This window comes from Burkholderia gladioli, from assembly GCF_000959725.1.
GTDB lineage: Bacteria > Pseudomonadota > Gammaproteobacteria > Burkholderiales > Burkholderiaceae > Burkholderia > Burkholderia gladioli.
The window spans coordinates 3594097-3618488 of sequence record NZ_CP009323.1 but is presented as its reverse complement, the minus strand read 5'-3'; the positions used below and the strand labels follow the sequence as shown (position 1 = coordinate 3618488).

Annotated in this window: 27 protein-coding genes; 7 read left to right on the top strand and 20 right to left on the bottom strand. The window is 69.4% G+C overall.

Annotated elements, in window-relative coordinates; translation table 11 throughout:
• Positions 1-24 precede the first annotated feature (24 nt).
• The 6 genes from BM43_RS33250 to BM43_RS33225 form a co-directional block, all read right to left on the bottom strand.
• On the bottom strand, positions 25-1635 hold the full coding sequence (locus BM43_RS33250; protein WP_036051613.1) for an HAL/PAL/TAL family ammonia-lyase: 1611 nt from the start codon (positions 1633-1635) through the stop codon (positions 25-27).
• Positions 1636-1697: 62 nt separating this feature from the next.
• Complete coding sequence (locus BM43_RS33245) at positions 1698-2489, bottom strand: ABC transporter ATP-binding protein (RefSeq protein WP_036051615.1); 792 nt, start codon at positions 2487-2489, stop codon at positions 1698-1700.
• A gap of 26 nt (positions 2490-2515) precedes the next feature.
• Positions 2516-3262, bottom strand: a complete 747-nt coding sequence (locus BM43_RS33240; RefSeq protein ID WP_036051618.1) for an ABC transporter permease — start codon at positions 3260-3262, stop codon at positions 2516-2518.
• 18 nt (positions 3263-3280) lie between these two features.
• On the bottom strand, positions 3281-4006 hold the full coding sequence (locus BM43_RS33235) for an ABC transporter permease (protein ID WP_013697952.1): 726 nt from the start codon (positions 4004-4006) through the stop codon (positions 3281-3283).
• Positions 4007-4119: 113 nt separating this feature from the next.
• Positions 4120-4968, bottom strand: a complete 849-nt coding sequence (locus tag BM43_RS33230; protein WP_036053466.1) for a transporter substrate-binding domain-containing protein — start codon at positions 4966-4968, stop codon at positions 4120-4122.
• 315 nt (positions 4969-5283) lie between these two features.
• Positions 5284-6174 (bottom strand): LysR family transcriptional regulator, encoded by an 891-nt coding sequence (locus BM43_RS33225; RefSeq protein WP_036051620.1) that lies wholly within the window; start codon positions 6172-6174, stop codon positions 5284-5286.
• Positions 6175-6273: 99 nt separating this feature from the next.
• Here BM43_RS33225 and BM43_RS33220 point away from each other — a divergent pair, with 99 nt between their 5' ends.
• From BM43_RS33220 to BM43_RS33210, 3 genes are all read left to right on the top strand, one after another.
• On the top strand, positions 6274-7581 hold the full coding sequence (locus tag BM43_RS33220; RefSeq protein ID WP_036053467.1) for a CitMHS family transporter: 1308 nt from the start codon (positions 6274-6276) through the stop codon (positions 7579-7581).
• A 73-nt stretch (positions 7582-7654) separates the two neighbouring features.
• Positions 7655-9076 carry an acyclic terpene utilization AtuA family protein gene (locus BM43_RS33215; protein ID WP_036051622.1) on the top strand — a complete coding sequence of 474 codons (1422 nt, stop codon included), beginning with the start codon at positions 7655-7657 and terminating at the stop codon, positions 9074-9076.
• Positions 9063-9380 carry an AtuA-related protein gene (locus BM43_RS33210; RefSeq protein WP_036051624.1) on the top strand — a complete coding sequence of 106 codons (318 nt, stop codon included), beginning with the start codon at positions 9063-9065 and terminating at the stop codon, positions 9378-9380. The genes BM43_RS33215 and BM43_RS33210 overlap by 14 nt, the downstream gene beginning before the upstream one ends.
• A 17-nt stretch (positions 9381-9397) precedes the next feature.
• On the opposite strand, the gene BM43_RS33205 is transcribed toward BM43_RS33210, so the two are convergent.
• Both BM43_RS33205 and BM43_RS33200 read right to left on the bottom strand, forming a co-directional pair.
• Positions 9398-10180: an N-acyl homoserine lactonase family protein gene (locus BM43_RS33205; protein WP_036051628.1), complete on the bottom strand. Its 783-nt coding sequence runs from the start codon at positions 10178-10180 to the stop codon at positions 9398-9400.
• 16 nt (positions 10181-10196) lie between these two features.
• Entirely contained in the window at positions 10197-11123 is a 927-nt protein-coding gene (locus BM43_RS33200) for a fumarylacetoacetate hydrolase family protein (protein ID WP_036051632.1), read from the bottom strand.
• Positions 11124-11357: 234 nt separating this feature from the next.
• On the opposite strand from BM43_RS33200, the gene BM43_RS33195 reads away from it, so the two are divergent.
• Entirely contained in the window at positions 11358-11981 is a 624-nt protein-coding gene (locus tag BM43_RS33195) for a helix-turn-helix domain-containing protein (protein ID WP_036039023.1), read from the top strand.
• A gap of 197 nt (positions 11982-12178) precedes the next feature.
• On the opposite strand, the gene BM43_RS33190 is transcribed toward BM43_RS33195, so the two are convergent.
• Positions 12179-13123: a GlxA family transcriptional regulator gene (locus BM43_RS33190; protein ID WP_036051635.1), complete on the bottom strand. Its 945-nt coding sequence runs from the start codon at positions 13121-13123 to the stop codon at positions 12179-12181.
• Positions 13124-13170: 47 nt separating this feature from the next.
• Positions 13171-13311 (bottom strand): hypothetical protein, encoded by a 141-nt coding sequence (locus BM43_RS41460; protein WP_155308259.1) that lies wholly within the window; start codon positions 13309-13311, stop codon positions 13171-13173.
• A 19-nt stretch (positions 13312-13330) separates the two neighbouring features.
• Between BM43_RS41460 and BM43_RS33185 the strand changes: the two genes are divergently transcribed.
• A complete protein-coding gene (locus tag BM43_RS33185) occupies positions 13331-14392 on the top strand; it encodes an LLM class flavin-dependent oxidoreductase (protein WP_013697942.1) in 1062 nt (353 codons plus the stop codon).
• Between the two features lie 58 nt (positions 14393-14450).
• Here BM43_RS33185 and BM43_RS33180 read toward each other — a convergent pair whose 3' ends face one another.
• The 3 genes from BM43_RS33180 to BM43_RS37720 all read right to left on the bottom strand — a co-directional run bounded on the left by BM43_RS33180 (position 14451) and on the right by BM43_RS37720 (position 16207).
• Entirely contained in the window at positions 14451-14720 is a 270-nt protein-coding gene (locus BM43_RS33180) for a hypothetical protein (protein WP_013697941.1), read from the bottom strand.
• Positions 14713-15459, bottom strand: coding sequence for a DNA/RNA non-specific endonuclease (locus tag BM43_RS33175; RefSeq protein WP_025098805.1), 747 nt, complete (start codon positions 15457-15459; stop codon positions 14713-14715). The genes BM43_RS33180 and BM43_RS33175 overlap by 8 nt, the downstream gene beginning before the upstream one ends.
• A gap of 100 nt (positions 15460-15559) precedes the next feature.
• On the bottom strand, positions 15560-16207 hold the full coding sequence (locus BM43_RS37720) for a hypothetical protein (protein ID WP_052409304.1): 648 nt from the start codon (positions 16205-16207) through the stop codon (positions 15560-15562).
• A 102-nt stretch (positions 16208-16309) separates the two neighbouring features.
• Between BM43_RS37720 and BM43_RS33165 the strand changes: the two genes are divergently transcribed.
• Positions 16310-16798 (top strand): hypothetical protein, encoded by a 489-nt coding sequence (locus tag BM43_RS33165; protein WP_036051638.1) that lies wholly within the window; start codon positions 16310-16312, stop codon positions 16796-16798.
• A gap of 25 nt (positions 16799-16823) precedes the next feature.
• Here the strand turns inward: BM43_RS33165 and BM43_RS33160 are convergent, their stop codons facing one another.
• From BM43_RS33160 to BM43_RS33140, 5 genes are all read right to left on the bottom strand, one after another.
• Positions 16824-17432 carry a hypothetical protein gene (locus BM43_RS33160; protein ID WP_144417720.1) on the bottom strand — a complete coding sequence of 203 codons (609 nt, stop codon included), beginning with the start codon at positions 17430-17432 and terminating at the stop codon, positions 16824-16826.
• Positions 17429-17851 (bottom strand): hypothetical protein, encoded by a 423-nt coding sequence (locus tag BM43_RS33155; protein ID WP_025098802.1) that lies wholly within the window; start codon positions 17849-17851, stop codon positions 17429-17431. The genes BM43_RS33160 and BM43_RS33155 overlap by 4 nt, the downstream gene beginning before the upstream one ends.
• Before the next feature lie 226 nt (positions 17852-18077).
• Complete coding sequence (locus BM43_RS33150) at positions 18078-19304, bottom strand: YeeE/YedE family protein (protein ID WP_036051642.1); 1227 nt, start codon at positions 19302-19304, stop codon at positions 18078-18080.
• Between the two features lie 394 nt (positions 19305-19698).
• Positions 19699-20253, bottom strand: a complete 555-nt coding sequence (locus tag BM43_RS33145) for a DUF3005 domain-containing protein (RefSeq protein WP_036051645.1) — start codon at positions 20251-20253, stop codon at positions 19699-19701.
• Between the two features lie 234 nt (positions 20254-20487).
• The gene (locus tag BM43_RS33140; protein ID WP_036051646.1) at positions 20488-21039 is read right to left on the bottom strand and encodes a hypothetical protein; all 552 of its coding nucleotides are present in this window, start codon (positions 21037-21039) and stop codon (positions 20488-20490) included.
• Positions 21040-21191: 152 nt separating this feature from the next.
• On the opposite strand from BM43_RS33140, the gene BM43_RS33135 reads away from it, so the two are divergent.
• The gene (locus BM43_RS33135; RefSeq protein WP_036051648.1) at positions 21192-21620 is read left to right on the top strand and encodes a CBS domain-containing protein; all 429 of its coding nucleotides are present in this window, start codon (positions 21192-21194) and stop codon (positions 21618-21620) included.
• Between the two features lie 113 nt (positions 21621-21733).
• On the opposite strand, the gene BM43_RS33130 is transcribed toward BM43_RS33135, so the two are convergent.
• Positions 21734-21952: a hypothetical protein gene (locus BM43_RS33130; protein WP_013697934.1), complete on the bottom strand. Its 219-nt coding sequence runs from the start codon at positions 21950-21952 to the stop codon at positions 21734-21736.
• A gap of 309 nt (positions 21953-22261) precedes the next feature.
• Positions 22262-24391, bottom strand: a complete 2130-nt coding sequence (locus tag BM43_RS33125; protein WP_036051651.1) for a phosphocholine-specific phospholipase C — start codon at positions 24389-24391, stop codon at positions 22262-22264.
• Between the last annotated feature and the right edge of the window lies 1 nt (position 24392).

Here is a 24392-nt window from a genome sequence, read left to right as displayed (position 1 = left end):
CCCGGCCCCGCGCGCTCGGCTGCGTCAGCCGCCGATCGCGGCCGGCAGCACGTCGTTGGCCGAGGCCAGCGGGCCGCCCGCCGAAGGCGGCGCCGCATCGGCCACCAGGGTGCCGTCCACGGGCCGCACCTTGACCGGATCGGGCAGCGGCGGCGGCTCGCCATGGGCGATCAGGCCGAAGGCCAGCGTGATGTCGTCGGCCAGCGGGCGGTCGTCGCGATAGAACGCGACGTCGTGGCGGATGCGTGCGTAGAGCCGGTCCGTATAGGCCGCGCGCGGCGCCTCGACCGGCTGCAGGTCGTAGGCCTGGGCGGCGGCGAGCAATTCTATCCCAAGTATCCGGCAGCTATTTTCGATCACCGCCAGCGCCTTGAGCGCGGCCGGCGTGGCGTGACAGAGATGGTCCTCCTGCAGGCCCGAGGTGACGCCGCCGTCGAGGCTGGCGGGCGCGGCCTCGCGACGGTTCTGCGCGACCAGCGCGGCCGCCGTGTACTGCGCGATCATGAAGCCCGAGCGCGTGCCGCTGGCCTGCGCGAGAAAGGCCGGCAGGCCGCTGACCAGCGGATTGACGAGCCGGTCGACGCGCCGCTCGGCCATCGCCGCCACCTGGGCGACGGCGATCGTCAGGCTGTCCATCGCCAGCGCGATCGAGGCGCCCACCGCGTGCGCCTGCGAATAGACGCGCGGCGCCTCGGGCGTGCCGGTGACGATCGGGTTGTCGGTGGTCGAGGCCAGCTCGCGATTGACCACCTCGGCGGTGGCCGCCAGCACGTCGCGCGCGGCGCCGTGCACGTGCGGAATGGTGCGCATGCTGAGCGGATCCTGGGTATGCCGCCCCAACGCCGCGGCCAGCAGGCCGCTGCCGTCCAGGGCCGCGCGCATGCGCTCGCCCACGCGGGCCAGGCCCGGCGAGACGCGCAACGCCAGCGAATCGGCATCGAAGGCGGCCATCTGCCCGCCGAGGTTCTCGAAGCTCATCGAGGCAACCGCGTCGGCCCAGTCGAGCAGGCGCTCGGCGCGCCGCAGGGCCAGCGCGGCCAGCCCCGTCACGCAGGGCGTGCCGTTGACCAGGCTCAGGCCTTCCTTGGCCTCCAGCGAGAGCGGCGCGAGGCCGAGCCGTTGCAGCGCCTCGGCACCGCCCAGGCGCTCGCCGCGCCAGCGCACCTGTCCCGCGCCCACGCACACCAGCGCGATATGCGCCATGTGGCTCAGGTAGCCGACCGAGCCCATGGCGGGCACCTCGGGCAGGCAGTCGGCATCGAGCAGCGCCTCCAGCCGCTCGACCACCTCGGCGCGCACGCCCGAATGACCATGCGCGAAATTGTTGATCGCGGCCGCCATGATCGCGCGCGTCTCCTCGCGCCCGAGCGGCGCGCCCACGCCCACCGCGTGGCTCATCAGGATGTTGTGCGAGAGATCGTGCTGGTCGGCCGGCGACACCACCACGTCGCAGAGCGCGCCCACGCCGGTGTTCACGCCGTAGGCGCGGATCCCGCGCGCCACGATCTGCTCGACCAGGTGGCGGGCGGCGGCGATGCGCTCGCGCGCCTCGCCGGACAGGTGCAGCGGTTCCCCGGCGGCGACGGCGGCGATATCGCGCCAGTCCAGCGGGCGATCGGTACGGATGACGGCCATGGCGGTGTCCTGCGGATCAGACGAAAAACGATGTGGGTGAAAGGGCGGCCCCCGCTCGGGGCTCAGTTCGCGTTGCGGTCCTCGTGGCCCGACACGAAGCGGCGGAAGCGTTCCGACTTCTGCTCGCCGAACACCTCGTCGGGCGTGCCGTCGGAATCGACCTGCCCCTGGTGCAGGAACATCACGCGGTTCGACACGTGGCGCGCGAAACCCATCTCGTGCGTCACCACCAGCATGGTGCGGCCTTCGTCGGCCAGCGAGCGCATCACGCGCAGCACCTCGCCCACCAGTTCCGGGTCGAGCGCCGAGGTCGGCTCGTCGAACAGCATCACCTTGGGATGCATGGCCAGCGCGCGGGCGATCGCCACGCGCTGCTGCTGGCCGCCCGACAGATGCGCCGGATAATGGCCGCGCCGCTCGCCGAGCCCGACCTTGGCCAGCAGCGCCTCGGCCTCCTCGACGGCTTGCGCGCGGCTGCGCTTGAGCACGCGCATCGGCCCCTCGATCACGTTCTCGAGCACCGTCATGTGCGACCAGAGGTTGAAGTTCTGGAACACCATGCCGAGCTGCGAGCGCACCCGGTCGACCTGGCGGCGGTCGCCCGGCTGCAGCGTGCCGTCGCGGCGGCGCTTCATCTTCAGTTCCTCGCCGCCCAGCGTGACCGAGCCGTCGTCGGGAATCTCCAGCAGGTTCAGGCAGCGCAGGAAGGTGCTCTTGCCGGAGCCGCTCGCGCCGAGGATCGAGATCACGTCGCCCTCGTGCGCGTCGAGCGAGATGCCCTTGAGCACGTGGTGATCGCCGAACGACTTGTGGATGTTGTGGGCGGACAGCGCCACCGGCTTAGCGGATTGCATGCGTTTCTCCAGGATCAGGCAGGCGTTCAGGGCGCGGCGCGCCGCGTCTCGAGCGAGGCGACGGGCCGCGACACCACGGCGGGCGCGGTGCGCAGGTGGCGTGACAGGCGCGTCTCGAGGAAACCGAGCAGGCGCACCACGACGAAGTTCAGGAACAGGTAGATCAGCGCGGCGCAGACGAATACCTCGGTGGTGCGATAGGTCTGCTGGATGATCTGCTGCGCGACGCCGGTCACTTCCCAGACCGTCACCAGGCTGGCCAGCGCGGTGGACTTGACCAGCAGCACGGCCTCGGTCGAATAGGCCGGCAGGCACTGGCGCAGCGCGATCGGGCCGATCACCCGGCGCAGCAGCGAGAAGCCCGACAGGCCGATCGCGTAACCGGCCTCGATCTGCCCGACCGGCACCGCCATCAGCCCGCCGCGGATGATCTCGGCGGTGTAGCCGGCGGTGCAGAGCGCGAGCGAGAGCACCGCGCACACATAGGGCTCGCGCAGCACCGGCCACAGGAAGCTTTCGCGGATCACGCCGAACTCGCCGAGCCCGTAATAGACCAGGAACATCTGGATCAGCAGCGGCGAGCCGCGGAACACCAGGATGTAGGCGCGCGCGAAACGGTTCGGCAGCCAGTGGCGCGACACGCGCATCGCCACGATCACCAGGGACAGCAGCCCGCCGATCACCAGCGACAGGAAGAACAGGCCCAGCGTGGTCGGCACGGCGGCGATCAACTGCCGCAGGGTGTCGAGCAGGAACGGGAAATCGATATGCATGATGGGAGCCGTCCTGGGTCAGTTGCGGGCGAAGTTGCGCTTGAAGGAGCGGCCCACGTGCGCCTCGGCCTTGCCGAAGATGCGGTTCGAGGCGCCCGTCATCAGCAGGTACAGCACGCCGCCGGCGACGAAGAACAGGAAGTATTCGTGGGTGGAACCGGCCGCCACCTGGGTGGCGCGCAGCAGCTCGGCCAGGCCCGTCACCGAGATCAGCGCGGAATCCTTCAGGCTCAGTTGCCAGACGTTGCCCAGGCCCGGCAGCGCGAAGCGCAGCACCTGCGGGATCAGGATGCGGCGCGCGGCGGTCAGGCGCGGCATGCCGATCGCGCGCGCGGCCTCCAGCTCGCCGCGCGAGACGGCCAGCACCGCGGCGCGGTAGACCTCGGCCTGGTAGGCGCCGGAGATCATGCCCACCGCCACCGCGCCGATCGCGAACGGCGGTACGCCGACGAAGCCGTCGGCGCCGAACCACTGGCCGATGGTGGTGACCAGGCTCGAACCGCCGAAATAGAACAGGTAGATCACGAGCAGCTCGGGCACGCCGCGGAACACCGTGGTGTAGCAGTCGCCGAGCACGCGCAGCAGGCGAAAGCGCGAGAGCTTGGCGGCCGCCACCAGGCCGCCGAACACGGAGCCGATCAGCAAGGCGGACAAGGTCAGCACGATCGTCATCAGCGCGCCGAGCAGCAGCACGCTGCCCCAGCCTTCCGATCCGAAACCGAGCGTGGAGATGAGAGAGGACATGGCGACTACCCCAGGCAAAGCAGGCTACGCGGCAGGCGCGCGCAGCGACATCGGAGTGGCATCGCGCGCGCCGCCGGCGGCCAGGCGCGCGATGCCGCGAGAGCGCGCGAGGCTTACGGCGTCACGTCGGTCTTGAACCACTTCAGCGCGAGCTTCTTGATGGTGCCGTCGGCCTTGGCCGCGGTGATCGCCGAATCGAACTTCGCCTTCAGGTCGGTATCCGTCTTGCGGAACGCCAGGCCCTCGCCCGGGCCCCAGATCGGGCCGGCCACCACCGGGCCGGCGGGCACCACCTTGGTCTTGCCCTGGTTGGCCGTGTAGTAGGTGATGTCGTCGAAGGAGGCGTCGATGCGGCCGTTGGCGAGATCCAGGTCGCGCTCGGGCGCGCTCTTGTAGACGCGGATCGAGGCGACGTCCTTGAAGTTGTTGTTGACGAAGGCCGTGTAGATGGTGCCCGACTGCAGGCCGATGGTCTTGCCCTTCAGGGCGCGGCGCAGGTCCTCGACGGCCGGCGCGTTGCTGCGCGCGTCGTTGTCCAGGCGCAGCGCCGCCACGTTGGGGGCCGACTTCGGCAGGATCTTGGTGTCCGCCACCGCGAAGGTGGCCGGGGTGGCCGCATAGGGCTGCGAGAGCGCGAGGATCTTCTCGCGGTCCGGCGTGATCGAGATCGCATCCATCAGGACATCGAACTTGCCGGCCTGCAGGCCCGGGATCATGCCGTCCCAGTCCTGGGTGACGAGATTGCACTTGAGTTGCGCGTGCGCGCAGAGATTCTCGACCAGCTCGGGCTCGAAGCCGCCCAGCTTGCCGCCGGGCAGCGTCAGGTTCCACGGCGCATAGCTGCCGTCGAGCGCGATCGTCACCGTCTTCCAGTCCTTCGCCTGCGCGGCGCCTGCCATCATCGCGGATCCGAGAACCGCGCCGACCAGCAGCGAAACGAGACGGCTGTGCTTACTCTTCATGTCGACATTCCCCATGGGTTTGGAACTACCTGCCTAAGCTTAACGAGCGATCTTGTATAGACAAGCATGAGTCAACAAAATCACCTTGGCAAGCAATTTCGAGAAAACCGGCGGGGACCTAGGGCATACCCGGAGAAGCTTGTCCAATATGGCTTTCAGACGAATTCGCGTGGTCGATTCCGGTGCAGGATTTCGCCTTGGCGAGGCATGTTCGCCAAGCTGGGGCAAGTCATCTAGTCAACTGAACAAAGCTCGATACTGTTGCCCGAGCGGCCGACGCGCCGCGCGCGGCACGCGCCGGCCCGGTTGCACCGCTCATTGCAACCCGCGCGCGATCACGCGCTCGGCGAAGGCCTCGGCCACACGCGGCAAGGTCCGGCCGCGCCGCTTGACCAGCGCCACCGGCCGCACGAAGGCGGCATCCTCGATCGGCCGCGCCACCAGCTCGGGTTCGGCCAGCACCTCGCGCGCCGAGGCCGGCAGGATGGTCAGGCCCAGCCCGCCGCGCACCATCGCCACCGCCGTCATCATGTAGGTGGGCTCGCAGGCCAGCTCGGGCGTGCAACCCGCGCCGGCCAGCGCCGCGTCCACCACGGCGCGCACGCTGGTGCCGCGCGCGGTCAGCACCAGCGGCTCGGCCGCCACCTCGGCGGCGCTCACCCGGCGGCGCCTGGCCAGCGCGTGAGTGCGCGGGCAGATCACCACCAGCCGGTCCTCGCCGGCATGCAGCACCTCCAGCGTCGGATCGGCCGCCGCGCCGCCGGTCAGGCCCAGGTCCACCTCCTCGCCGCGCACCAGCGCCTCCACGCTGCTGGCCACCCCGTCGCGGATCTCGAAGCGCGCCTGCGGCACCTGCCGGCGGAAGTCGCGGATCAGCTCCGGCAAGGCGCTGGCGGCGAAGGTCGGCAGGCAGGCCAGGCGCACCGTGCCGGCGGTGCCGTCGCCGAGCGCGCGCGCGTCGCGCAGCACCCGTTCCATGTCGTCGAGCGAGCGCTGCAAGAGCGGCAGCAGCGCGCGGCCGGTCTGGGTCAGCGCCACGCTGCGGCTGTTGCGGTCGAACAGGCGCGCGCCGACGGTCTCCTCCAGGCGCCGGATCTGCACCGTCAGCGCCGGCTGCGAGAGGCTCAGCCGCGCAGCCGCGCGCGTGAAGTTGCCGGCCTGGGCGACGGTGACGAAGGCGCGCAATTCGCGAAGATTCAGATCCATAACGGTTCGTGATTGCTGCAATCAAATCATTTCAATTGTCTTATCGCGCTCCAAAACTTACGCTCGCCCTCACCAAAAGACAAGATCGGAGACACCATGATGCTGCCGTTACTGGGGCTCGCCACCATCGTCGTGCTGCTCGGCGCGATCCTCTCGAAACGCATGTCGCCGCTGGTCGCGCTGATCCTGGTGCCGATCGCGGCGGCCCTGCTCGGCGGCTTCGGCCTGCAGACCAGCGGCTTCGTGATCAACGGGCTGAAGAGCCTGGCGCCGGTGGTGGGCATGTTCGTGTTCGCGATCCTCTACTTCGGCGTGATCACCGACGCCGGCACGCTCGACCCGATCATCGACCGGATCCTGCGCGCGGTCGGCACGCGCCCCACCCGCATCGTGATGGGCACCACCCTGCTGGCCCTGCTGATCCACCTGGACGGCTCGGGCGCGGTCTGCTTCCTGGTGACGATCCCGGCCATGCTGCCGCTCTACGACCGGCTCGGCATGGACCGCCGGGTGCTGGCGGCGGCCGTCTCGATGGCTGCCGGCATCAACTTCCTGCCCTGGACCGGCCCGATGATCCGCGCCTCGGCCTCGCTGCACCTGCCGATCTCGGCGCTGTTCAATCCGCTGATCCCGGTGCAGGCGGTCGGCCTGGCCTTCGTGTTCGGCGCGGCCTGGTGGCTCGGCCGGCGCGAACAGCGGCGGCTCGGCGCGGGCCTGGCCGGCGGCGGCGCGATCCCGATGCCCGAGCGCGTGCTGACGGCCGACGAGCAGGCGCTGCGCCGCCCGCGGCTGTTCTGGTTCAACCTGGTGCTGACGGTGATCGTGCTCGGCACGATGGTGGTGATGGGCGAGAAGATCCCGCCCGCGCTGATGTTCATGGTCGGCTTCTGCATCGCGCTGCTGGTGAACTATCCCGATGTCGAGATGCAGCGCCGGCGCATCGACGCGCATGCGCGCGCCGCGCTGATGATGGCCGGCATCCTGCTGGCCGCCGGCGTGTTCACCGGCATCATGCAGGGCAGCGGCATGCTCAAGGCGATGGCCGCCGCCGCGGTCGGTTTCGTGCCGCCCTCGATGGCGGGCCATATCCCCGTCGCGCTGGGCCTGCTGTCGATGCCGCTGAGCCTGCTGTTCGATCCCGATTCCTTCTACTTCGGCGTGCTGCCGGTGATCGCCGAGGTGGCCGGCCAGCTCGGCGTGCCGGCCCTGCATGTCGGCCAGGCCGCCCTGCTCGGCCAGATGACCACCGGCTTCCCGGTCAGCCCGCTCACACCGGCCACCTTCCTGGTGGTCGGGCTGTGCGGCATCGAGCTGGCCGAGCACCAGAAATTCACCTTCCCGCTGCTGTTCGGCGCCTCGGTGGTGATGACGCTGGCCTGCGTCCTGTTCGGCGTGTTCGCCCTGTGAGGCGCGCCGCGATGGCCGTGGCAGCCGGCCGATACCGTCCAACCAAGTCGCGCAAGCGACCGGAATTCCCGTCATGACAGCTTCCGCATCCGCGTCTACCTCCGCCCCCTCCGCCCCGGCCGGCCGGCGCGTCCGGCTCGGCGCCGGCGCCGGCTACTCCGGCGACCGCATCGAGCCCGCCGTCGAGCTGGCCGAGCACGGCGCGCTCGACTACCTGGTGTTCGAATGCCTGGCCGAGCGCACCATCGCGATCGCGCAGCAGGCGCGGCGCGCCGTGCCCGCGCTCGGCTACGACCCGCTGCTCGGCGCGCGCATGCGCGCGGTGCTGCCGGCGGCGGCCGCGCGCGGCGTGAAGATCATCTCCAACATGGGCGCGGCCAATCCGCTGGCGGCCGCGCGCGAGACCGCGCGGATTGCCGCCGGGCTCGGCATCGCCGGGCTCAGGATCGCCGCCGTCAGCGGCGACGACGTGCTCGAGCCGGTGCTGCGCGGCGGCTTGCGTTTCGTCGAATCGGGCGAGGCGGTGGCCGACTATCGCGAGCGCATCGTCTCGGCCAATGCCTACCTCGGCGCCGAGCCGATCGTCGCGGCGCTGGCCGCCGGCGCCGATATCGTGCTGACCGGGCGCGTGGCCGACCCCGCCTTGTTCGCCGCGCCGCTGATCCACGAATTCGGCTGGCGCATGGACGACTGGGCCCGGCTCGGCCAGGCCACCGTGGTCGGCCATCTGCTCGAATGCGCGGGCCAGGTGACGGGCGGCTACTTCGCCGACCCGGGCTGGCTGGACGTGCCGGACCTGGCGCGGCTCGGCTTCCCGATCGGCGAGGTGGCCGAGGACGGCGCGGTGACGATCACCAAGCTGGCCCGCTCGGGCGGGCGCGTCAGCGCCGAGACCTGCAAGCAGCAACTGATCTACGAGATCCACGATCCGGCGCGCTACCTGCAGCCCGACGTGACGGCCGATTTCAGCCGCGTGACGGTGAGCGAGGAAGGCCCGGACCGGGTGCGCGTGACGGGCGGTGCCGGCCGCGCGCGGCCCGATACGCTGAAGGTGTCGGTGGCCTATGCCGACGGCCATATCGGCGAAGGCCAGATCTCCTACGGCGGCCCGGGCGCGCTGGCGCGCGCGCGGCTGGCCGGCGAGATCGTGCGCGAGCGGCTGAAGCTGACCGGCGTGGCGACCAGCGAATTACGCATCGACCTGATCGGCGTCGATTCGCTCTACGGCGCGACTGGCATCGACGAACGCGAGGCACACGACGCGCGCGGCGAGCCGGCCGAGCTGCGGCTGCGCGTGGCCGGCCGGTGCGCGACGGCCGCCGAGGCGGCGCGCATCGGTAACGAGGTCGAGACGCTCTATACCAACGGGCCGGCCGGCGGCGGCGGCGCGACCAAGGCGGTGCGCGAGGTGCTGGCGGTGCAGTCGGTGCTGCTGCCGCGCGAGCAAGTGCGGCCCGTATTCACGATGCTGGAGGTGGACGATGCAACTGCGTGAACTGGCGCATTCGCGCACCGGCGACAAGGGCAATACGCTGAACGTCTCGGTGATCTGCCGCGACGCGCGGGACTATGCGCACCTGCGCGAACACCTGAGCGCCGAGCGCGTGAAGGACTGGCTCGGCGCCTTCGTGCTGGGCGAGGTGGTACGCCACGAGCTGCCGATGCTGGCGGCCTTCAACTTCGTGCTCGGCGAGGCGCTGGGCGGCGGCGTGACGCGTTCGCTCGCGCTCGACGCGCATGGCAAGTCGGTCGGCTCGGTGCTGCTGGCCATCGAGGTGCCGGAGCCGCCGCGCGGCTGAACGACTGAGCTGCGCGCTCAGGAAATGGATCGCGGTGCGTGAGCCAGGGTCATGTTTTGTGCCAGGTCGTGGTTGACCCACAGGGTGGCCCCTTCCCGCTCGAGGATTTCGTCGACCCGATTCATCGAGGCGATCGATCCCAAGGCATCCGCGTTGAAGGCGGGAACGCATCTGCACTGGAAATTGCGGCGGTTGTGGGCCACGTCGCCGCTGAGCAGCACCACGCCGCTGTCCGGCAGGTTCACCATCAGCGAACAATGGCCGGGAGTATGACCGGGCGTCGAGATGATGCGAACGGCGCCGTCGCCGAACACGTCGTGATCGCCCTCGACGATCTCCGTGTCGTTGCCCAGCAGCGATGCATAGAGCTCGGGCTTGAATCCGAACGCACCGGGATCGGGGCCGAACATCGCCTCGTATTCGGCTTTCTGCGCGATCCATCTTGCCCGGCGAAACTGCCTGCAATTGCCCACGTGATCGTAGTGCGCGTGGGAAATGGCGAGTATCGCGATGTCGTCCGGATCCACGCCGATCTCGGCAAGCTGGGACTCGATGGTCCGGTTCACGCTGCCATGAATCCCGTGCGCGATGACTCTTCCTGCCGGCTCCTCGATCAGGTCGTCCTGCGTCCCGGTATCCCACAGCATCCATTGATCCCGATGCCGGATCAGATACGCGTTGCAGCTCAGCGTCATCGGCTTTCCGATATTGAAACCCGGCGAGTAGATCGACGCATCCTCGACCCGAGCGGTACCGCCGTCGAGAATATAGATGCGTTCGACCGATGCCCTGCTTTCCATCGAACACCTCCCGATATCAGGCAAATCTCACGGACAGCTCGCCCAGCCCCTCGATCGACGACACCACCTCGTCTCCGGCCGCGAGCCACCGACGCTGTTCGCGCGGACCCTTTTGCCCCCAGATCACGCCCGGCGGCGTACCCGTGAACACGATGTCGCCCGGCTCGATGCTCATGATGCTGGTCACGTAGCTGACGATCTTCCGGCAATCGAAAATCATGTCGGCGGTATTGCCGTCCTGCACCAGTTCGCCGTTCATCCAGGTGCGCAGCCGCAGCGCGTTCGGGTCCGGCACCCGGTCACGCGTCACCAGCCACGGACCGAGCGGGGCAAAACCGTCGGACATCTTGCCCGCCATGAACTGCGAGGTGATGTTCTGCAGCCCGCGCGCGCTGATGTCATTGCCGATCGCATAGCCGGCAAGCACGGAAAGGGCATCAGCCTCGGGTACGTCGCGGCATCGCTCGCCGAAGATCAGCACCAGCTCTGTCTCGTAGTCGAATTCGCGATCCATTCGCGTGGGCAGCATCACCTCGCCCCGATGGTGATTGAGGGCGTTCGCGTACTTGGCGAACAGCGGCGGCGCCTTGGGAACCGGCGTGCCTGTCTCGGCGGCATGCGCCTGGTAGTTGAAGCCCACGCAGACGATTTTTCGAGGCCGGGTGACGAGCGGTGCAAACACGACATCGGCCGCCTCCAGGCCTGCGTGGTCCCCTTCGGAGCGGACCCGCTCGACGATCGCGCGAACCTGGTCCGCCAGGCCATTCTGGAGCAGGTCGTCCATATCCGCGGGCGCCGGCAGGTTCAGCTCGCGGCCCGCGCGCGTGATGTTCACGATCCTGCCGTCGATCTCCGCGCCGAGCGCCAACGCGCCGTCGACACGCAGATTGGCCAGCCTCAGGTCGAGCGCGCCGACCTTGGCGCCATTTCCAGCGATACCCATGTGCAATCCTCGAACAAGTGCGATGAATGGGGAGCCGCATGACGACGCATGGGGATTTCTCGAAACCGCCCGGCGCGCCGCCACTCTCCTTTGGTGGATTATATCTACGATAGGAGAATTATCAAGGGGACATGATCGGACCGGATTCGTCTTGTTCCGGATCGACCTGGCCGGCGCTCAATTGAAACTTTCTCCCATAGTGGAAGATAATGATCGGCCCTGTAGACTGACACGATGGCCTTGAAAAACGATCGCTCATCCGTCCCTAACGCGAATGCCGATGCATCGAGCGAAGCGGACGAACTCTCCGAAGCCTTCGGCGCCCGGGTGCGCAAGCTCCGTGCCGCCGCCGGGATGACCCTGGAGCAGTTGTCGGATCGTTCAGGCGTGAGCCGCGCCATGCTGTCCAAGGTCGAACGCGGAGAAAAGAGCCCGACCATCGGCATCGCGACCCGCATCGCCCAGAGCCTGCGCACCTCGCTGACGGAACTGGTGGGGGGAAGCGCCTCGAAAGGCGCCACGGTGTTGATGCGCAGGGCCGCCCGTCCGATCTTCCGGGATCCCGAAAACGGTTTCGAGCGGCATATCGTGTCGCCGGCCACTGGCGGTGGACGTGTCGAACTCGTCTATCACCATCTCCCGCCCGGCGTGTCCACCGACCGCCTTCCCGCCTATCCCGAAGGAACCGAAAAGCAGATCGTGGTGACGATCGGCCATCTCGTGGTCGACTTCTTCGACGCCAGGGAGTACCTCGGCCCCGGCGATTCGCTGTTCTTCCAGGCGAACGTCGATCATGCCTTCGTCAACCAGACCGACGAGCCCTGCGGCTACTACATGGTCATATCGCGACGCGATTGAGATCGGAAGACGACGCGACGGACGGTGCGCCGGCCCATCGCCGAAGCGGGTAGCCAACCGCCTTCTCCCCGTGCGGCGCATCCGGCCAGACGCGAACTTCGGATGCGCGCCCGGCGTGCCGAACGCTCGGCAGACCGAACGAATCGGCCTCAGGCCGCCCTCGCCTCAGGCCGCCCTCGCCTCAGCCCGCCCTCGCCTCAGCCCGCCCTCGCCTCGCGCCGCACAGCCTGCGGCGGCACCCCGAAGCCGCGCACGAAGGCCTCGCGCAGATGGCGCCGGTCGCGAAAGCCGGTCTCGCGCGCGATCACCTCCAGCGAATGCGTGCCGCGCTCGATCATCAGGCGCGCCGCCTCCAGGCGCAGGCCCTCGATCGCCTTGGCCGGCGACTGCCCCGTCTCGCTGGTGAACACGCGGCTGAACTGGCGCGGACTCAGGTTCGCCGCGGCGGCCAGCTCATCCACCGAGACGGCGCGATCGAGATGCTGCCGCGCGTAGTTGAGCGCGTTCTGGATGCGATCGGACTTGGGTGCGAGCTCGAGCATCTCCGAATGCTGCGACTGGCCGCCCGAGCGGCGCTGGTGCATCACCAGCTTGTGCGCGACGCTGCGCGCCACCTCGGCGCCGAGATCGTGCTCGACCATCGCCAGCGCCAGGTCGAGGCCGGCCGTCATGCCCGCCGAGGTCCAGACCGGGCCGTCGACGATGTAGATGCGATCGTCCTCGACCTGTACCGCCGGATGCTGCTGCCCCAGTGCGCGCGCATAGGCCCAGTGCGTGGTGGCGCGCCGGCCGTCGAGCAGCCCCGCCTCGGCCAGCATGAAGCCGCCGGTGCAGATTCCGGCCACGCGCCGCGCGCGCAGGCCGGAGCGGCGCAGGAAGGCCAGCAGCGGCCCGGGCGCCGGCACCGCCAGCGGATCGATCACGCCGGCCACGATCCAGGTGTCGACGCCCGCGCGCGGCGACACCGCGCGCGTTTCCACCTGCATGCCCAGCGAGGAGCGTTGCGGGCCGCCCTCGATCGAATAGTTGTCGACCGCGTAGAAAGGCTCGCCGGCGGCCTGGTTGGCCACCTCGAAGATGGTCTGGGTGGCCAGCGCCATCATCTGGAAGCCGTCGCAGAGCAGGTACCCGATTCGATGCATGGCCGTCTCCCGGCGTCGATGTCATGAAAGATGTATTTATACACGATTCAAGACATGGCCGTGGCAAAGCGCTTCGGCCGTGCGAAGCGCAGCCGCGCGGCCGCGATACCGCTGGAACGGAACATCCTTAGCTGAAAAACTTGGTTGGATCGCCGGCGCGCGGCCGCGACCATATCGGGTTGCTTCATATCGGATCAAGGAACACGGATGACCGCCCCCCTGCCCCGCTTCGGCGTCTGGGCGCTCGTGCACGGCTCGCGCGCGGCGCTGCAGGACCCCGACGAACCCTATGACGCCTCCTGGGCACGCAACAAGGCGCTGGTGCTCGAGGCCGAACGGCTCGGCTACGACTCGGTGCTGGTCGCCCAGCACACCGTCAACCCGCACCAGCCCTCGCTCGACCAGCTCGAGGCCTGGACCGCCTCGGCCGCGCTCGCGGCGCTCACCGAGCGCATCGAGATCATCGCGGCCATCAAGCCCTACCTCTATCACCCGGTGGTGCTGGCCAAGATGGCGCAGCAGATCGAGCTGATCAGCGGCGGGCGCTTCGCCATCAACCTGGTCAATGCCTGGAACCGGCCGGAGCTGGAGCGCGCCGGCATCGGCTTCGCCGAGCACGATGCGCGTTACGCCTATGGCCGTGAATGGATCACCGTGGTCGAGGCGCTGCTGCGCGGCGAAACCGTGCGCTTCGCCGGCGAGCATTTCCGCATCGACGACTACGCGCTGCGGCCGACCGATCCCTATCGGGCGCGGCCGCGCATCTACGTGGGCGGGGAATCGGAGCCGGCGCGCGCGCTGGTGGCCGACAAGGGCGATGTCTGGTTCATCAACGGCCAGCCGCTGGAAGCCGTCGAGGCGCTGATCGCCGACGTGGGGGCGCGCTCGCGCCCGGGCGCGGCGGCGCCGCTGCGCTTCGGGCTGTCCGCCTTCGTGATCGCGCGCGATAGCGCGGCGCGGGCCGAGGCGCACCTCGCGCATCTGTTCGCGCTCGCCGAGCGCGACAAACCCTTGCGCGAGCAACAGAAGGCCAACATCGACCCGAACGCGGTGATGTTCCGCACCTTCGCGCAATCGGCGCGCGTCGGCTCGAACGGCGGCACCGCCGCGGGGCTGGTGGGCAGCCACGACCAGGTGGCCGAGCGCATCGTGGCCTTCCATCGCGCCGGCATCGAACTGTTCATGCTGCAGTTCCAGCCCTTCGAGGCCGACATGCGCGACTTCGCCGAGCAGGTGGTGCCGCGCGTGCGCTGGCTGCTGGCACGCTAGCTTCGGGCGCCCGGCCAAGCCGCCGCCGGGCGACGGCGGACTCGGGCGGCGCCCCGTCTCAGAACGGGTTGGCGATCTTGCCGGTGGGCGCCGGCGGCTCGTCGGCCAATTTGGCCGGCAGGTCGGGTACGGCCTTGAGCGTATCGACGATGCTGGCCAGCGCGGCCAGCAGCGCCTGCGCCCGCTTGAGCCCTTCCTGGTCGCGCGCGATCTCGAGATCGCCGCTGATCTGGATGCGCGACGGATCGTTGCTGACCGTCAGCGCGTCGCCGGCGATGGTGACGACGGTGCTGTCGTCGGCAAATGCGGTGAAATTCGCTTTAGACACCGGACAACCCTCCTGGCTTGTTATCCTTCAAACGTTCCGGCACGCCGGGGAAACGCAACCCGCTGGCGGCCTCCAGTTGATGCACGGTCACGATATCGTACCGTTTCGCGTCGCTGTTCTTCACCACGATCGCGAAGGCCATGTTCCGCGACGGCAGGTAGACCAGCTTGAAGATCTCGGTCGGCACGATCACGCGGCTCTCGCCGATGGTCTGCAGTTCGCTGCCATGGAACATCGGGCCCGTCACCACATAGGCCTCGCCGTCGCGCACCGCCATCGCGCGCACCGCCTGCTCGACGCGCGCCCACAGCCGGCGGTTGTTCTGCGGATTCTGCGGGATCATGTTCGCCAGCGAGAAGGACTCGGCCATCGCCTGCGGGTTCCAGCGGTCGCCGGCCGGGCTCATGTGGCCGCGGTCGAAACCGCTGCGGCGATAGTCGGCCAGCGTCGCGCCCTCGCCGGCCGGCAGGCGCCGCTCGGCGAAGAAGCGATTGGTGCGGACCTCGTCCTTCGCTTCGGCCAGGTGCGCGGCGCTCAGGTGCTCGGCCGACCACAGCGGCGTGTGGGTGATGCCCGAGTGCAGCACGGCGAAGTCCGAATAGCAGATCAGCCGGGCCTGCCGGACCATCTTCGGGTTGGTGAGTTCGGGCTCCAGGCCGGCGGGAGAGAATTGCGGACACGACGAAGCGAATGCCGTCGCGGAGATCGACAACGCGCAGAGCGCGGCGAACCATTTCATGTGCGTCTTTTTTCGGGAAAAAAGGGCGCATTGTAATGGAGGGCCCAGGCGGCGCGAAACCGGCGGCCCGGGCCCTTGTGTTGCAAGATGTATCGCGCCGTCAATCGGCGCGGAGGTCGGCCCGCAGGTCGGCGCGGCGAATCCAGCGCAGCAGCTCGCCGCCGCCCGAGAAGTAGTCGATCCTCAGCCAGTCGCCCTCGCGCGCGAGCACGGCGGCGACGTCGCCCTTCACCAGCCAGGCACGCGTGACGGCCTGCATGCCCGGCGCCGAATAGAGTGGCGCGCGCGGGCTCGCGACCGTGACGAAGCCGCGCCAGTCGCGCGCCTCGCCCAGGCTCAAGGTATCGCCCACGGCGATGGTGGGCACGTCGCAGTTCGGCAGATCGCCGAGCGCCTGCACCGTCCATGCGCCCCGCGCGTCCCGCTGCATCACGATGTGGCCGCCGCGCTCGCCCGCGAAGCCGGTGGCGAAATCGAGGCGGCCATGTTCGTCCGGCCGGCCCGTCATCAGGAAACGGCAGGTCGGGTCGCGATCGGGATTGCTGGCCGCCGGCGCGGTGGAAGGATTGTCGAACCAGCCCGTCACGAGGCCGTGGTCGACCGCGAGCCGCAGGCTGCGATAGTCGAGCTGCGCGCCGGGCAGGCTGCGCAACGCGTAGATGCCGGCGCGCGGTTCGCCGCCGGCGCGGGCGGCCGTGCTGCCCGCCAGGGCCAGGGCCGCGGCGAGGACGATGAAGATGCGCTTCACTGGATGGTTCTCCTGCTCTCCCGTTCGGCCGGGCCGCTGCCGGCCCGTGCGTCAAAACGTTTACAATACGACCCCTGCCTGACCTCACCTCGCACGCGCTTCATGACCACTGCCGACCTCACCGACGATCTCCCGCCCCTCCACGAAGACACCCTCTGGCGCGACAACGGCTGGACCGCCCGCGTGATCAAGAACGAGGACGACGACGGCTGGGCGGTGGAGATGATCAAGGACGGCGAGGCCGAGCCGGCGCTGGTCGGCCCCTGGACCATGGGCCGCGACAAGAAGAATCCGAAGCCGCTCGACGCCAATGCGTTCCGCACCCTGGTCAAGACCGCCTCGGAAGTCCTGCGCCGCCACGAGCAGCAGCGCGAGGCGATGCTGCACAAGGAAGTCACGGTGTGGACCGACGAGCGCAGCGTGTCCGTCACGCTCGACATCGTGCCCGACGAGGACCAGCCCTACGCCATCCTGAAGGCCTTCGACGAGAGCGGCGAGCAGTTGGGCCAGGCCACCGTGCAAGCCGGCTTCCGCCTCGACAAGGCCAGCGCGACGCGCTGGATCGCGCGCGACTTCGAACGTCCCGACTGAACCCGCCGCCCTCGTCGATTCCGCTTCAATCCTTCAAGGCATCCTGCAGGGCCTTTTTCTCGGCGCGGCGCGCGGGCGTCGCGTTCTCGCGCGCCGCGCGTGCCTTCAGGAAGGCCTGTTCGTCATACACGCATCCGGCCGCGTAATGGCCTTCGTCGATCGTGAAGGCCCGCAAGGCGTGATCCGCGTCGAGGTCCTTGCGCACGATCGCGTCCTGACCCATCCGCAGCTCGACGCGTAGCCCCTCGCGCGGCACCATCGCCAGCAGGTCCTCGACCGGATGCGCCGAGGCCACCACCAGGAACACCGCGCTGCGGCTGTTCAGCAGCACCGTGTCCGAGCTCACGCCGAGCGTGCTCAGCGCCGGGTCCACCTTCCACGCCACGCCGGGCGCGCCGCCGAGCGTCGTCGCCGAAGGCAGGCCGACCGCGTGCCGGTCGACCTGCTCGTTGAAGGCGGCCAGCCGATCGAAGGAGACGCGGCACTGCACGATCTCGCCGAGCAGCTTGCGCGAATCGGCGGCCGTGGTGACCCCGGTGGCCGTGGCGGCATGCACCGGCGCGGCCAGGCCCTGGGCCAGCGCGATGCCGGCCAGCAGCGCGGCCAGGCGCGGCTTGATCGACGCGCCCATCATTTCACCACGCAATCGGTCAGCGACAGGTAATCGGTGTGCAGGGTGTAGCCGATCGAGCAGATCGCATTGAATTTCGCCCCCACCGGCAGCGCGTCGAGCTTGCGCGCCTCGGCGTCGTCGAAGCCGCTCAGGCGCGCGAGTTCCTCGTCGGGCTGGGACGGGTCGCCCGCCGACAGGATATTGCCGCCCACCAGCGCCTGCGAATGCTCGACCACCACCGCGCTGAAGCGGATCCGCTTGTCGTCGCCGAACTCGGGCAGGCCCGACACCATGTTGTCGTTCTTCGCGTAACGCGAGTACAGCTCGATCAGGCGCACCTTCTTGACGACAGGGGCGGCGTGCGCGACGGGCAGCGCCATCGCCAGGGAAGCGGCCAGCATCGCGCCGGCCGAGACGAGTCGGATTCTCTTTGCAAGCATGCTTGTTCTCTCAGCGTCGGGGTTGTTGTTCTACGCGCCGGCGTCCAGCGGCATGCGGCGCGACGCGTAATGTATCAGAAGGACAAGACATCCATGACCACGCGCCGGCGCCCGCGAACCCGTTGCGCGAGCAAGCAGAAAACGAAACGCGCGACATGCCGTGGGGCATGTCGCGCGTTTCGACGAGGCGACCGGGAAACGGCGGCGCGGCCCGCGCCGCGCCGGTTCAGCAGCCGGTATTCCTCACCCGCTCGACCTCGAGCCCGAACCAGGGGCGCAGGCGCGTGCCGAGCACGTTGCCGGCGAACGCGCAGACCAGCCACAACCAGCCGTGCAGGCTGCCCGAGACGATCCCGCTGAAGTAGGCGCCGATGTTGCAGCCATAGGCCAGGCGCGCGCCGTAGCCGAGCAGCAGGCCGCCCACCACGGCCGCCAGCAGCGAGCGCCGCGGGATGCGCCAGACCGGCGCGTAGCGGCCGGCCAGCGCGGCGGCGGCCATCGCGCCGAGGATGATGCCGATGTCCATCACGGTGGTCACGTCGTGGCTGGCCGGCGCCGACAGCGCGGCCGCGTTCGGGCCCGCGAGCCAGTACTTCCAGCTCGCCACGTCGAGGCCGAGCGAGGCGAAACCCTTGGCGCCCCACAGCGCGAAGGCCGAGGTCACGCCCCAGGGGCGGCCCGACAGCGCGAGCGTGGCGAAGTTGAGCACCGCCAGCGCCACCGCACCGGCCAGCATCGGCCAGGGACCGTGCAGCCAGGGCGAGGCATGCGGCGCGCGCTCGGGCGCGTTGACCAGGCGGCCGTGGCGGCGTTTCTCGATGGCCACGGTCAGCGCGGCGATCGCGGCGAACACCGCGAGGTTCAGCACGATCGCGGGTGCCACGCCGAGCGCGTGCACCAGCGAGAGCGGCTTGAGTTGCGGCATCGAGGTCCAGAACGGCATGTGGGCGGTGGCCACCACCGAGCCGACGATGAAGGCGAGCAGCGTGACGATCATGCGCGTGCTGCCGCCGCCGACCGTGTAGAGCGTGCCCGAGGCGCAGCCGCCGCCGAGCTGCATGCCGATGCCGAAGATGAAGGCGCCGACGATCACCGAGGTGCCGGCCGGCGAGACCAGCCCGACCACCGGCTGCCCGAACAGCGACCCGGCCGACAGCGCCGGGAAGAACAGCAGCACGCCGATCGCGAGCATCAGCATCTGCGCGCGCAGGCCGGCGCCGCGGCCGTCGGCGATGAACACGCGCCAGGCCGAGGTGAAACCGAAGGCGGCGTGGTAGAGCGTCATGCCGAGCAGCGCGCCCACCAGGTAGAGCGCGGCCTGGCGCAGGCTGACGGTCTGCGCGAGATAGATCGCGCCGAGCAGCACCAGCACCAGCGCGATGCCGAGCGGCTTGGGATTGATGGAATCGAAGGCGCGCGGCGCGGGAGCCGGCGACGAGGGCAAGGTCGACATGGGCGGATACGGCGAAAACGTGAGAGGAGGAACGAGCGGACCGGCGAGGCGCGGATCGCGGCCGGCGGGATCGCGGCGCGCGGAATCAGGCGGCCTCGATCGGCCGGGGCGCCGATCGGATGGATCGGGCCGTCCAGGCGGCCGGCCTCGCGCGATCGATGCGAGGGCGGCGGGCCCAGGCTGGCGTAGGCCGGGCGCAAGCGTAGCATGAAACGCCGTTCGCGGCCGGGGCCGGAACGGCGGTGGCGGCGATGGTGGCGGCGGCGCAGGCACGCTGGACGAACGCGCGGAAGTTCAGGCTCGCGATGGTTTGCGGGCCACCACCGTCATGCGAAGCGAATCGTGGTGCACATTCCCGGCGCGTCGATGCCGCCTCGGTGCCGCTTCAGCCTCCTCAGTGCGAGCCGTCGCGCTCGAAGCTGAACAGGCGCTCGGCACGCCGCATGCCGTTGCCCTCGCGATGATCGACCATCACCATGCCCTGGTCGCGTACCGCCCAGCCGGGCCGGGCCAGCACCTCGGCGCGCGGTTGGCTGTCGATGCCGCCCAGCCCCTCGTCGGGCGGCGCGGTGCTGTCGTCGAGCGAGGCGTTCGAATGAATCACGTTGTCCTGCAGCGGCGAGGCCTCGCGACGCGCTTCCTGCCCCTTGCCGTCGACGTCGACGGAATTGTCGGTGCTCGCCATGTTGGCATTGTCGAGCGAGGTGATGCGCGCCGCCGCGCGGCGCACCGGGTCGGCATGCTGGTCGCCGCGTTCGCCTCGCTCGATCGGCGGCAGGCCGGTCGGCGTCTTGCCGGCCACCGTTTCCGGCGTCTGGTTGCGCGCGAAGCCGCTGGCCTGCGCGCTCGCGTCCGGCTGGTCCTTGCCGGCGGCCGGCGTCTTCACCGGGCTCTCGCCGACCTTCTCGTGCTGTTGCTGCGGATAGGGATTCGATTTGACCGGTTTCATTCGGGCTCCTTGCCATCACCGGGATGCAACGCCCCCGGCGTTCGGCTCGATGGTTGCGGGACGGCGCGAGGCGCCGCGGATGGCGGGCGCCTCGCGCTCTGCTCCCACAGATCACGCAAATCGCATGCCGCGCCGGCACGCCGCCAGGCGGCGGCGTCTCGCGTGGCCACTGCCTCCACTACATCCTGGTTTGCAAATCTTCCAGGGACCGGCGCCCTGCTCCGACCCCGCGCCTCAAGGCGCCTCGTCGGGGCGTCGCGTCGGGTCGAAATCGCGCCAGCGGCCATCCTGCCAGTCCCCGTCGCAACGCTCGACCGACAGGGCGCCGGTGGAACGCAGGATCTCCTCGGCGGCGCCCGCATTGGCCTCGTCGACATGCGCGGCCAGCACCACGCCGTGCTCGGTGCGCTCCAGCGTGCCGGTGCCCTCCTCGGCCCGCCCACGCATGCGCGAGAGCGCGCCGCCGAACGCGCCGACGTAGGCGCCGGCCAGCGTGGTGGCGACCGGCACCCACCAGGGCGTGTGCCCGATCGCGTAGATGACCAGCCCCAGCAGCAGCCCGAGCGCGACGCCGCGCAGCGTGCCGGCGATGGCGCCGCGGCCGCCCGGCTTGGCCGCCGAATCGGCATAGACGTCGCCGCCGATCGGAAAGCGCCCGTGCTGGCCGCTCGGGTTGAGGAAGAAGATCGAGATGTCGTCGCGCCGGAATTGCCGGTCCAGCAGGCGGCGCCGGCCGTTCTCGGCGTCGTTGAAGGTGTGGAAGTTGCCTGTCACGATCATCGCCATGATGTCCTCCTGGTTCGAGCCGGCGCCTCGCGCCCCTGCTCTCGATGCCGCAAGGGCCGTGCCGGCTGCGGCACACTCGCCTTCCGGCCTCGCGCGGCACGCGGCTTGCGCGCTCGACGTCGATCCACATGGAACCACCGGGAGGCTCGACCATGATTCGGGTAAGGGAGGTGATGTCGCGCGATGTCGTGTCGGTCGCCGTGCACGACACGATCCGGCACGCGGCGCAGCACATGGCGTATTACGACGTCGGCGCGCTGCCGGTCTGCGAGCGCGGCCGGCTGGTCGGCATCGTGACCGATCGCGACCTCACGGTGCGCGCGCTGGCCGGCGAGGTAGGCCCGGACCAGGCGATCGGCGAGGTGCTCACGCGGCGGCCGGTCTGCTGTCGCGACGACGAGGATCTCGACGCGGTCCAGCAGCGCATGGCCGAGGCGCGCATTCGCAGGACGCCCGTCGTCGACGGGCAAGGCAGGCTGGTGGGCATGCTCTCGCTGGGCGATATCGCGACGCGCGCGGGCGGCGCCTCGCGCGAGGAAGTGTCGAATACGCTGGAGCGGGTCTCGCAGCCGGGACGCTGAGACCAGGCCACGAGCGAGCTTGCAGGACGTGTCGAGCGGAGAAAACCGGGCGGGATCGGAACGGAACCGAGGCGGGGCCGAAGCGGAACGGAAAAGCGGCGCCCGAAGCGGGATCAGTAGGTCGGCAGGCCGATGCAGGCGTTCGGATCGGCCGAGGCGCAGGCGATCGAATAACCAGCCGCGCTGGTGGCCAGCATGTCCTTGCCCGCGTCGAGCGCGTCGCGCACGTCGTCGGGGCAGCGTTCGTAGGTGATGAAGGCGGTGCAGGCAACTGCTGACATCACGACCAGCGAGAAAGCGATCTTTTCGAGTACGACGAAACGGTGAGGCATCCCTCAATCCTCCTTTGAGGCGCCATTCTAGCTCAGCTCAGGGTTTTTACCTAGGGTTTCCACCTAGGGTGGCCTGCATATGCCTCGCGATGCCGCCCGTCCGCCCCGCTGGGTGCGGCGGCGCAAGGCCGCGCCGGACGCGGAGTTGCATCGAGCTGTCGGTTTCACGCAACACGCAGGTGCGCCGGCCGCCGGAAGGAAATGAGGGCGCAAAAACGGAAACGGCGCGAGCCGCCTTCGCGGGACTCGCGCCGTGGAGGCGGCAGGCGGCCCGCCCGGCCCACGGCCTGACGAGCGCGCCGCGCCGGCTCAGATCGCCTTGGTCACCGGCGCCTTGGCGGCCGGATCGGTGGTGCTGATCCGGCCCGTCTCGACGTGGCCGGCGATGCGGCGCAGCCAGGACGGGTTGTCGGCCACCGTGAACTGCAGGTCGTACCACGAGGCACTGCACGACAGGTCCCAATGCGACTCGACGCTCTTGCCGGCCGGGATCGTCAGGGTCCGCGGGGCCTGGCCATAGGCCAGGTCGACCGCCGTCACCGTCATCGCGGCACTACCGCCGTTGGCCAACGTCACGTAGACGTTGCCGTTGGCCACGTCGTAGCAGGTCGTCAGGTCCGGATGCGCGGCGGCCTCGCCCGAGGCCGAGCCGATGAAGCGGCGGAAATAGCCGTTCGGGCCATATACATGCACCACGTAGCCGCCGCCGGCGTCGAGCGCCCAGGTGTCGGAGAGCTGCTTGCCGGCCTCGACCGTGTAGGCGCGCGGCATCGCCGTGGCGTCGTTGGTGTAGACCCAGAAGTGCGCGCCCGCCGTGCCGCCGTTGGCGAAGGTGATGGTGTAGCCGGCGTTGGTCAACTGGCCGTTCACGTGCAGTTCGTAGGGCGTGGCGCGCGCCAGGCGCGTGCCGGGCTCCTGCGCGGCGATGCTCGGCGCGGCGGTGGCCGCCGGTGCCGCCTGCGAGGTCGGCAGCGCGCATTGCAGGTCGGCCGTGGCCACGTAGTTCGCGGTGTTCGGCAGGCTCGGGAAGCTCGCGTCCGACTTGGTGAAATCGAGCGTCGAGCTCAGGTCGCCGCACACCGCGCGGCGCCACGGCGAGATATTGGTTTCCTTCACGCCGAAACGCTGCTCGATGAATTGCAGCACCGAGGTGTGATCGAACACCTGCGAGCTGACGAAGCCGCCTTTCGACCAGGGCGAGACCACGAACATCGGCACGCGCGGCCCCAGGCCGTAAGGCAGCGTGTCGGCGGTATAGGTGCCCTGCTGGGTGGCCGTCACCACGTTGTGGCGCTCCAGCGACACATCCACCGTGCTCGCGCCGACGTTGACGGGCGGATTGGCGATGAAGGTCGGCGGCTGCGGCGGCACCATGTGGTCGAACAGGCCGTCGTTCTCGTCGTACATGATGAACAGGACGGTCTTGCTCCACACCTCGGGGTTCGAGGTCAGCGCGTCGAGGATCGTCGAGATGTAGTTCGCGCCGTACAGCGGCGTGAACTTCGGGTGCTCCGAGTAGGCCGCCGGCGGCAGCAGCCAGGACACCTGCGGCAGCGCGTTGGCCTGCACGTCGGCCTTGAGCTGGTCCAGCGTGCGCGTGCTGTTGCCGCGCTGCTGCAGCGAGGAGCCGGCCGGCGCGTTCACGATGTTCTGGAACGCCGCCAGCATGTTGGTGCCGTAGTTGCCGGTGAAGTTGTCGAAGCCGGTGCCCTGCTGGTAGACCTGCCAGGAGATGCCGGCCTTCTCGAGCCGCTCGGGATAGGTCGTCCACGAGAAGGGCTGGAGCTGGATCGCGTCGAACTGGTTATCGATGTAGTCCGTGTTGTCGAGCAGCGGGCCGCCGCCGGTGGCGAGCGGATCGACCATGCCCGTCATCAGGTACATGCGGTTCGGGTGCGTGTTGCCGGGGATCGAGCAGAAGTAGTGGTCGCAGACGGTGAAGGCATCGGCCAGCGCGTAGTGGAACGGAATGTCGTCCCGCACGTGATAGCCCATCGTCATGTTGGTCTTCTGCACCGCCCACTGGTCGCCGCGGCCGTGGTTGATCGCGCCGTGGGTGGTCGCCCAGGTATGCGGCAGGCCGCCGATGCACTGCGCGTTCACGGCCGGGTTGGTGGTGTCGTAGCGGAACGGCGCAATTACCTTGGTCGGATCTTCCTTGCGAGGCTGGAACCAGACCGGCTGGCCGTTGGGCAGGGTCACCGGGAAGCGGTCGTTGTAGCCGCGCACGCCGCTCAGGTGGCCGAGGTAGTGATCGAAGGAGCGGTTCTCCTGCATGAACACCACGATGTGCTGCACATCCTGGATGGTGCCCGTGACCGTGGCCGGCTCGATGGCCAGGGCCTTGCGGATCGATTCGGGCAACAGCGTGGTGGCAGCGGTGGCGCCCGCCAGGCTGGCGGAGAACTTCAGGAAATCGCGTCGGGATTGGGTGACCATG

What these genes read in the sequence shown, in the direction of transcription:
- BM43_RS33250 (WP_036051613.1), bottom strand. Translation starts at nt 1,635, where the DNA reads ATGGCCGTCATCCGTACCGATCGCCCGCTGGACTGGCGCGATATCGCC.
- BM43_RS33245 (WP_036051615.1), bottom strand. Translation starts at nt 2,489, where the DNA reads ATGCAATCCGCTAAGCCGGTGGCGCTGTCCGCCCACAACATCCACAAG.
- BM43_RS33240 (WP_036051618.1), bottom strand. Translation starts at nt 3,262, where the DNA reads ATGCATATCGATTTCCCGTTCCTGCTCGACACCCTGCGGCAGTTGATC.
- BM43_RS33235 (WP_013697952.1), bottom strand. Translation starts at nt 4,006, where the DNA reads ATGTCCTCTCTCATCTCCACGCTCGGTTTCGGATCGGAAGGCTGGGGC.
- BM43_RS33230 (WP_036053466.1), bottom strand. Translation starts at nt 4,968, where the DNA reads ATGAAGAGTAAGCACAGCCGTCTCGTTTCGCTGCTGGTCGGCGCGGTT.
- BM43_RS33225 (WP_036051620.1), bottom strand. Translation starts at nt 6,174, where the DNA reads ATGGATCTGAATCTTCGCGAATTGCGCGCCTTCGTCACCGTCGCCCAG.
- BM43_RS33220 (WP_036053467.1), top strand. Translation starts at nt 6,274, where the DNA reads ATGCTGCCGTTACTGGGGCTCGCCACCATCGTCGTGCTGCTCGGCGCG.
- BM43_RS33215 (WP_036051622.1), top strand. Translation starts at nt 7,655, where the DNA reads ATGACAGCTTCCGCATCCGCGTCTACCTCCGCCCCCTCCGCCCCGGCC.
- BM43_RS33210 (WP_036051624.1), top strand. Translation starts at nt 9,063, where the DNA reads ATGCAACTGCGTGAACTGGCGCATTCGCGCACCGGCGACAAGGGCAAT.
- BM43_RS33205 (WP_036051628.1), bottom strand. Translation starts at nt 10,180, where the DNA reads ATGGAAAGCAGGGCATCGGTCGAACGCATCTATATTCTCGACGGCGGT.
- BM43_RS33200 (WP_036051632.1), bottom strand. Translation starts at nt 11,123, where the DNA reads ATGGGTATCGCTGGAAATGGCGCCAAGGTCGGCGCGCTCGACCTGAGG.
- BM43_RS33195 (WP_036039023.1), top strand. Translation starts at nt 11,358, where the DNA reads ATGGCCTTGAAAAACGATCGCTCATCCGTCCCTAACGCGAATGCCGAT.
- BM43_RS33190 (WP_036051635.1), bottom strand. Translation starts at nt 13,123, where the DNA reads ATGCATCGAATCGGGTACCTGCTCTGCGACGGCTTCCAGATGATGGCG.
- BM43_RS41460 (WP_155308259.1), bottom strand. Translation starts at nt 13,311, where the DNA reads ATGAAGCAACCCGATATGGTCGCGGCCGCGCGCCGGCGATCCAACCAA.
- BM43_RS33185 (WP_013697942.1), top strand. Translation starts at nt 13,331, where the DNA reads ATGACCGCCCCCCTGCCCCGCTTCGGCGTCTGGGCGCTCGTGCACGGC.
- BM43_RS33175 (WP_025098805.1), bottom strand. Translation starts at nt 15,459, where the DNA reads ATGAAATGGTTCGCCGCGCTCTGCGCGTTGTCGATCTCCGCGACGGCA.
- BM43_RS33165 (WP_036051638.1), top strand. Translation starts at nt 16,310, where the DNA reads ATGACCACTGCCGACCTCACCGACGATCTCCCGCCCCTCCACGAAGAC.
- BM43_RS33160 (WP_144417720.1), bottom strand. Translation starts at nt 17,432, where the DNA reads ATGATGGGCGCGTCGATCAAGCCGCGCCTGGCCGCGCTGCTGGCCGGC.
- BM43_RS33155 (WP_025098802.1), bottom strand. Translation starts at nt 17,851, where the DNA reads ATGCTTGCAAAGAGAATCCGACTCGTCTCGGCCGGCGCGATGCTGGCC.
- BM43_RS33150 (WP_036051642.1), bottom strand. Translation starts at nt 19,304, where the DNA reads ATGTCGACCTTGCCCTCGTCGCCGGCTCCCGCGCCGCGCGCCTTCGAT.
- BM43_RS33145 (WP_036051645.1), bottom strand. Translation starts at nt 20,253, where the DNA reads ATGAAACCGGTCAAATCGAATCCCTATCCGCAGCAACAGCACGAGAAG.
- BM43_RS33140 (WP_036051646.1), bottom strand. Translation starts at nt 21,039, where the DNA reads ATGGCGATGATCGTGACAGGCAACTTCCACACCTTCAACGACGCCGAG.
- BM43_RS33135 (WP_036051648.1), top strand. Translation starts at nt 21,192, where the DNA reads ATGATTCGGGTAAGGGAGGTGATGTCGCGCGATGTCGTGTCGGTCGCC.
- BM43_RS33130 (WP_013697934.1), bottom strand. Translation starts at nt 21,952, where the DNA reads ATGCCTCACCGTTTCGTCGTACTCGAAAAGATCGCTTTCTCGCTGGTC.
- BM43_RS33125 (WP_036051651.1), bottom strand. Translation starts at nt 24,391, where the DNA reads ATGGTCACCCAATCCCGACGCGATTTCCTGAAGTTCTCCGCCAGCCTG.